This window comes from Nocardia farcinica (assembly GCF_029867845.1).
GTDB lineage: Bacteria > Actinomycetota > Actinomycetes > Mycobacteriales > Mycobacteriaceae > Nocardia > Nocardia farcinica_A.
This window is the reverse complement of record NZ_JARWRU010000552.1, coordinates 1-6,625: the sequence shown is the minus strand read 5'-3', so window position 1 is coordinate 6,625 and position 6,625 is coordinate 1. Positions and strand designations below refer to the sequence as shown.

The 6,625-nt window shown below is 72.0% G+C and carries 6 protein-coding genes; all 6 read right to left on the bottom strand.

Annotated features, from left to right (window positions below; translation table 11 throughout):
- Nucleotides 1-368: methionyl-tRNA formyltransferase (locus QH283_RS12005; protein ID WP_280503082.1), on the bottom strand; the 368-nt coding region annotated here is incomplete at its 3' end.
- On the bottom strand, nucleotides 368-928 hold the full coding sequence (gene def / locus QH283_RS12000; protein ID WP_280503081.1) for a peptide deformylase: 561 nt from the start codon (nucleotides 926-928) through the stop codon (nucleotides 368-370). The genes QH283_RS12005 and def, both read right to left, overlap by 1 nt.
- Before the next feature lie 85 nt (nucleotides 929-1,013).
- On the bottom strand, nucleotides 1,014-2,015 hold the full coding sequence (locus QH283_RS11995; RefSeq protein WP_432420714.1) for an esterase/lipase family protein: 1,002 nt from the start codon (nucleotides 2,013-2,015) through the stop codon (nucleotides 1,014-1,016).
- A 59-nt stretch (nucleotides 2,016-2,074) separates the two neighbouring features.
- Nucleotides 2,075-2,719 (bottom strand): PadR family transcriptional regulator, encoded by a 645-nt coding sequence (locus QH283_RS11990; protein WP_280503080.1) that lies wholly within the window; start codon nucleotides 2,717-2,719, stop codon nucleotides 2,075-2,077.
- A gap of 161 nt (nucleotides 2,720-2,880) precedes the next feature.
- The gene (locus QH283_RS11985; RefSeq protein WP_280503083.1) at nucleotides 2,881-5,010 is read right to left on the bottom strand and encodes a primosomal protein N'; all 2,130 of its coding nucleotides are present in this window, start codon (nucleotides 5,008-5,010) and stop codon (nucleotides 2,881-2,883) included.
- A 129-nt stretch (nucleotides 5,011-5,139) separates the two neighbouring features.
- The gene (gene metK, locus QH283_RS11980; protein ID WP_280503079.1) at nucleotides 5,140-6,351 is read right to left on the bottom strand and encodes a methionine adenosyltransferase; all 1,212 of its coding nucleotides are present in this window, start codon (nucleotides 6,349-6,351) and stop codon (nucleotides 5,140-5,142) included.
- Nucleotides 6,352-6,625: the final 274 nt, after the last annotated feature.

Sequence of the window (6,625 nt, the reverse complement as noted above, 5' to 3'; positions counted from 1 at the left end):
GCCTGCACCGGCGCCGCCCCGCGCCATGCGGGCAGCAGCGAGAAGTGCAGGTTGACCCAGCCGTGGCGCGGGATGTCCAGCGCCCGCTGGGGCAGCAACGCGCCGTAGGCGACCACCGGGCAGCAGTCGGGGGCCAAGTCGGTGAGCGTGGCCAGGAATTGTGGATCCGACGGCTTGGCGGGGGTGAGCACCGGGATGCCGTGCTCGTCGGCGAGCGCGCCGATCGGCGAGCGGGTCACCTTGCGGCCGCGGCCCGCGACGGCGTCGGGACGGGTCACCACGGCGACCACCTCGTGCCGTGTGGAGGCGATGAGCCTGCGCAGCGAGGGGACGGCGGGCTCGGGAGTGCCCGCGAAGACCAGCCGCATCAGTTGGCCCGCCCGAACGGTCCGGCCGCCTGTCCGGCGCCGCTGCTCTCGCGCACGGTGATTCCTGCCTCGAACCAATCGGATTCGCGGATCGCGCGCATCGCTTCCTTTCGGGCGGCGGGGTCGAGCCGGTCGATGAACAGCACCCCGTCGAGATGGTCGGTTTCGTGCTGGACGCAGCGCGCCAGCAGCTTCTCGGCGTCGAAGGCGACGGGCTCGCCGTTGTAGTCGACACCCGACACCCGGACCCGCAGCGCACGACGGGTGTCGTAGCGCAGCCCGGGGATCGACAGGCAGCCCTCGGGACCGACCTGTTCCTCGTCGCCGACCACGGTATAGGTCGGATTGACCAGATGCCCCGAGGCGTCACCGGTGTCGTAGACGAACACGCGCAGGCCGACACCGATCTGCGGGGCGGCCATGCCCACACCGCCGTCGTCGTGCGTGGTGTCGACGAGGTCGGTGACGAGCCGGCGCAACTCCCGGTCGAACTCGGTGACCTCCGACGCACGCGCGCGCAGGATGGGATCGCCGAACAGGCGAACGGGCTGGATGGTCACGATGGCTCCCGGCAGAACGACGGATACGGTCGCCCCATTCTAGTGACCGGCGCAGACCGCCCCGCCCACCCGTGCGAGACCGGCTTCAGCTGTTGCCTGCGATGACGACCTCGGGAATGCCGGTGCCGAGGGCCACCGGCACGCACACCGGCTCCGGCGCGTGCCCGGGGTCGAGCACGGTGAGCAGCAGATCGCGCACGTACGGGTCGTAGACCATGTGGAAGTGGCCGGTGAGGTTCGGCGGGCACAGGTCCTGCAGGACGAGATTGCGGGCGCCCTGGCCCCGCAGCGCGATGTTCTCGAACGGCTGGATCATCTCGTCGACGCGGCTGCCGATGGTCGTGTACTCCACGCCGGGCACCGTGTCGCCGCCCTCGTTGACCGCGAGCATGGTCGGCGAGCCCTGCGCCTGCTGCACCGCGGCCAGCGAGGTGACCAGCGCGAAGGCCTCGAGTGCGCCGGGCACCGCCTGGGCGATGGGCGCCAGCCCGTACATCACCCCGCCGTAGGTGGGCGAGGCCAGACCGACCCAGCGGCCCACCTTCTCGGCGCCGCCGAGCTTGTTGACGTAGTAACGGGTCACGGTGGCGCCCTGGGAGAAGCCGACCAGATCGACCTGCTCGGCGCCGGTCTCGGCCAGCACGCGGTCGACGAAGTCGCCGAACTGCGCGGCGCTGGCCAGCAGATCCCCGGTACCGAAGGTGTCGGCGCCCGGTGCGCCGCCGTAATTCGGTGCGAAGACGCAGAATCCGGCCTCGACCAGGCTCGGCCCGATCGCCGACCAGTCGGAGTAGGCCGTGGAGTCGGTGCCGTGCGCGAGCACCACCGGCCGGGGATGCGCCGCGTCGGGACGGCAACCGAAATCGTTTGTGCCCGAAGGCGCTACGAGCTGGTGGTGCTGCCGTTGGTATACGGCGGCGGCGAGATGGTCGGATTGACTCGGTCCCGGCACGACCGGAACCTCGACAGGGGCACCCGATGCGACAGCCGTGGCGATGGTGACCGCCACGGCTGTGAGGATTCCGACTGCCGTGGCGCGCACTGCTTGTGACACTCCCCGGCCCGGACCACGGACCAGTTGGTACATACCCCAATGATCCCCCTACGGCATTGCATGCCGCATATCGAAGAGGTATCGGGAACGTCTCACGAGTCGGTCTTGTCGTCCTCGGCCAGGATGCGGTAGAGCGACTTTCGCGCCTCGTTGAGCACTTCGGCGGCCTTGGCCGCCTGTTGCGGGGTGCCGACCGCGGCGACCTGGGCGACCGCGCCCATGAGCTGGCCGACGAGCGCGCGCAGGTCGATGGCCTGGGCGCCCACGTCGTTCTTCACGTCGGACCACGGGTCACCCAGTTCGTCCTTGTGCTCGGCGACGTAGGCGGTGCCCTCCTCGGTCAGCTGGGCGGTCTTGCGCCCGGCGACCTTCTCGATGATGACCAGGCCCTCATCCTCGAGCTGGGACAGCGCGGGGTAGATCGAGCCGGGGCTGGGACGCCAGATGTCGTCACTGCGCTCGCGGATCTGCTGGATGAGCTCGTAGCCGTGCATGGGCCGCTCGGTGAGCAGCAGCAGGACGGCCGCGCGGACGTCACCGCGCCTGCCGCGTCCGCCGCGACCGCGGCCGCGTCCGAAGTGCGGACCGAAACCGGGGCCGAAGCCGGGACCGGGCCCGAACTCGGGACCGAAGCCGTGCCGGGGACCGCGCCGATGAGCGCGGCGATCGAACTCGCGCGGGCCGCCTCGCCGGGAGCCGCGGGGGTGATGGTGGGGGTGGAGGTTCTCGTGCTCCATGTGTTCAGCCTCCTCGGGCTTGTTGTTGCTTACGTTGTCGACGATATATCGACAATGCATCCGAAACAAGGGTTCGACATATGTGTTCCACGTCGCAGCCGGATGGAAACACCGCGCCGATCGGCGCGGCGGAAAGCGGGGGTCGACTTCGAGCGGCTCGGTCAGCCGATGTCGACGGGGTCGATCTGCACCCGCAGCGGCGCGTCCGATCGGTGGGTGCTGCGCACCGCCTGTGCCGCCACCAGCGCCGCGGCCAGAGCGGCGCCGCCCCTGCGGTCGATGCGCAACAGCACGCGCTCGACCTCGGCCTCGCTATCGACCGAGAAGGGGGTGCGCGCGCCAGGCGGCAGCGGCACCGGTCCGAGCACCTCGACGCCCTGGGGCAGATCCGCCGCGGCGAGCAGTTCCCCGACCGCCTCGGCCGACCCGTCGATCGCGGCCAGACGCACGGCGGGCGGGAAGCCGACCTCGGCGCGCGCGTCCACCTCGGACCTGGCGTGCCCGACCGGGTCCCAGCGCACCAGCGCCTGCACCGTCGGCAGCGCGGGCTCGGCCATGACCAGCACCTGTCCGTGCGCCCGCACCAGCGCGGCGGCGTTCATCCAGCGACGCAGCGCGTCCTCGGCGGCGCGCAGGTCGGCGCGGCCGAGCAGCGCCCAGCCGTCGAGCAGCAACGCGACGCCGTATCCGCCGCGCACCGTCGGTTCGGCGCCGACGGTGGCCACCACCACCTGCGGCCCCGGGTCGACGCTGTCGAGCATCGCGCCCGCGCTGGAGCCGCGGATCGGAACACCGGGAAAAGCCCGGCCGAGTTCTTCGGCGGTGCGTGTCGCGCCGATGACCACCGCCCGCAGCGCGCGTCCCGCGCACACCGGACAGCAGTAGGCGGCCTCGGCGATACCGCACCATCGGCAGGCCGGGCTGTGCGCCACACCGGGACGGCCGCCCTCGGGCAGGGCGAGCGGGCCGTTGCAGCGCCTGCACCGCGCCGGGGTGCGGCACTTGGCGCAGGCCAGCGCGGGCACATACCCACGCCGTGGCACCTGGACCAGCACCGCGGCGCCCTCCTTCAGCGCGGCACGCGCGGCGGAGAAGGCGGCGGCCGGAATGCGGACCGCGCGGGCGATCGGGTCGCGCTCGAGCGCGATATCGCTGTCGCCCGGCGCGCTGATCCTCGGCGCGGCCGTGCGCAGCACCGCACGCTCGGCGACCAGGTCACGCGCCCACCCGCTGTCCACGACGGCCTGGATCTCGGCCGTACGCGAAAAGCCGGCCGCGACGAACGCGGCGCCGGTCTGGTGCGCGCGCAGCATCGCCACCTCCCGAGCGTGCGGGTACGGCGCGCGCGGCTCGGCGTAGGTGTCGTCCCCGTCGTCCCAGATCACCAGCAGGCCGAGCCGGACGACCGGCGCGAACACCGCACTGCGGGTGCCGACCACCAGCCGCGCCTGCCCGCGCAGCACAGCGAGCCACCGGCGGTAGCGCGCGGCGGGTCCCAGCCCCGCGGCCAGCCCGACCGCCCGCTCCCCCACCAGCGTCCGGCACTCCGCGAGGACACGATCCAGATCGCGCTGATCCGGCACCATGACGATCGCGCCGCGTCCGGTGGCCACCACCGTCGCCGCCAGTTCCGCCAGCCTGCGCGGCCAGTCCTCCCCCGGCAGCGCCTGCCACGCCGCTCGCACGCCCCTGCCCTCCGCCAGTGCGTCGAGGAAGGAGCGGCCGTGCAGGTAGCGCGACCACGGCGTCGAGTCCACGGCAGCCGCGCGCGCCGGGCCGGGCTCCGCGACTGTCGCCGGTGTCGCGGGCGCGGTCACCTGGCCGTCCGCGCCCGCCCTGTCGGCAGCGTGCGGAACGCCGGGCGCCCCGGCGGCGGACGGCGGATCCGAAACCGAATTCGATTCGCCCTCGGCCTCTTCCGTCGTCGACGACGCGGCTCCTGCCTTGGCGGAACCGTTCTCGGTGCGTCCGTGCCGGGGCGGGACGGCGAGCCGCAGCACATCGGCGCGGGTGCCCGCGTACCGGGCGGCGACAATCGTTGCCAGGCGCAGGATTTCGGGGGTGAGCACCTGCTCGCCGGAGACGACGCGTTCGAGGGCGATCAGTTTCCCGGTGTGCTCGCTGCGTTCGAGCCGCTCCAGCAGATAGCCGTCGACGAGGCGACCGGCGAAGCGGACGCGCACCCGCACGCCGGGGCGGGCGAGTTCGTCGAACTCGGCGGGAACGAGATAGTCGAAGTCGCGGTCCAGGTGGGCGGGGGTGAGCAGCGGCAGCACCCTGGCCACGGGCAGGCGCGCGGCGGGTGCGGACGGCGGCTTGCGCTGGCGGCGGCCCGTGGACGCAGCCGCCCCCGCGGACTGCGTGTCCGCGGGGGCAACGGGTTCGCCTGCGGCGGGTCGGCTCACGCTGACCCGGGCGTTCTAGAGACCGACAGCCGCGCGCAGCTTGTCGGCACGGTCGGTGTGCTCCCAGGGCAGATCGACATCGGTGCGGCCGAAGTGACCGTAGGCGGCGGTCGGCGCGTAGATCGGGCGCAGCAGGTCCAGATCGCGGATGATCGCGCCCGGACGCAGGTCGAAGACCTCGGTGATGGCGGTCGCGATGCGGGCCGGGTCGACCTTCTCGGTGCCGAAGGTCTCCACGAACAGACCGACCGGGGCGGCCTTGCCGATGGCGTAGGCGACCTGCACCTCGACGCGCTCGGCCAGGTCGGCGGCGACCACGTTCTTGGCGACCCAGCGCATGGCGTAGGCGGCCGAGCGGTCCACCTTCGACGGGTCCTTGCCGGAGAAGGCGCCGCCGCCGTGGCGGGCCATGCCGCCGTAGGTGTCGACGATGATCTTGCGGCCGGTCAGGCCCGCATCACCCATCGGGCCGCCGAGCACGAACTTGCCGGTCGGGTTGACCAGCAGCCGGATGTCGGAGGTGTCCAGATCGGGCAGGGCCAGATCGGCCAGCACCGCGTCGACGACCTTTTCCCTGATGTCCGGGGTGAGCAGGTTGTCCAGGTCGATGTCGGCGGCGTGCTGGGTGGAGATGACCACGGTGTCCAGCCGGACCGGGCGGGCGCCGTCGTACTCGATGGTCACCTGGGTCTTGCCGTCGGGACGCAGGTAGGGCAGCACACCGGTCTTGCGGACCTCGGTGAGCTTGCGCGACAGGCGGTGCGCCAGCGCGATCGGCAGCGGCATCAGCTCCGGGGTGTCGCGGGTGGCGTAGCCGAACATCAGGCCCTGGTCGCCGGCGCCCTGCTTGGCGATCTCGTCGTCGGTGCCGCCGACGCGGGCCTCGTGCGAGGTGTCCACGCCCTGCGCGATGTCGGGGGACTGTGCGCCGATCGCGATGTTGACGCCGCAGGAGTTGCCGTCGAAGCCCTTGGCCGAGGAGTCGTAGCCGATGTCGAGCACCTTCTCGCGCACGATGCGCGGGATGTCGGCGTAGGCGGAGGTGGTGACCTCACCGGCCACGTGCACCTGGCCGGTGGTCACGAGGGTTTCGACCGCGACCCGGCTGCGCGGGTCCTCGGCGAGCAACGCGTCGAGGATGGAATCGCTGATCGCGTCACAGATCTTGTCCGGATGACCCTCGGTCACGGACTCACTGGTGAATAGGCGGCTGCCAGTCGTGCGCACAGTTCTTCCCTCTCCCTGACGGGTTAGTCGTATGAATAGCGACAGCGACAGTACGTCACGTCACTGCCGAGTGGCCGTTTCCCCTGCAGACTATTCCAGATCCTGGACGCCGATGGACGCGGTAACGCCGAGGTTCGCCGTCCATTCGTCTACCCGCGAACAGCGCAGTCCAACCCTCGCGGCCGTCGCGGCGAACGGCCGCCGAAGCTAGCTCGCGCGCAGCGCGTTTCGCCGGGCGGCAGCCGCCAGGCGCGAGCGAGCGGAGGTTTCAGGA

Coding starts and splice junctions, on each gene's coding strand:
- QH283_RS11995 (WP_432420714.1), bottom strand. CDS start 2,015: ATGTACCAACTGGTCCGTGGTCCGGGCCGGGGAGTGTCACAAGCAGTG.
- QH283_RS11990 (WP_280503080.1), bottom strand. CDS start 2,719: ATGGAGCACGAGAACCTCCACCCCCACCATCACCCCCGCGGCTCCCGG.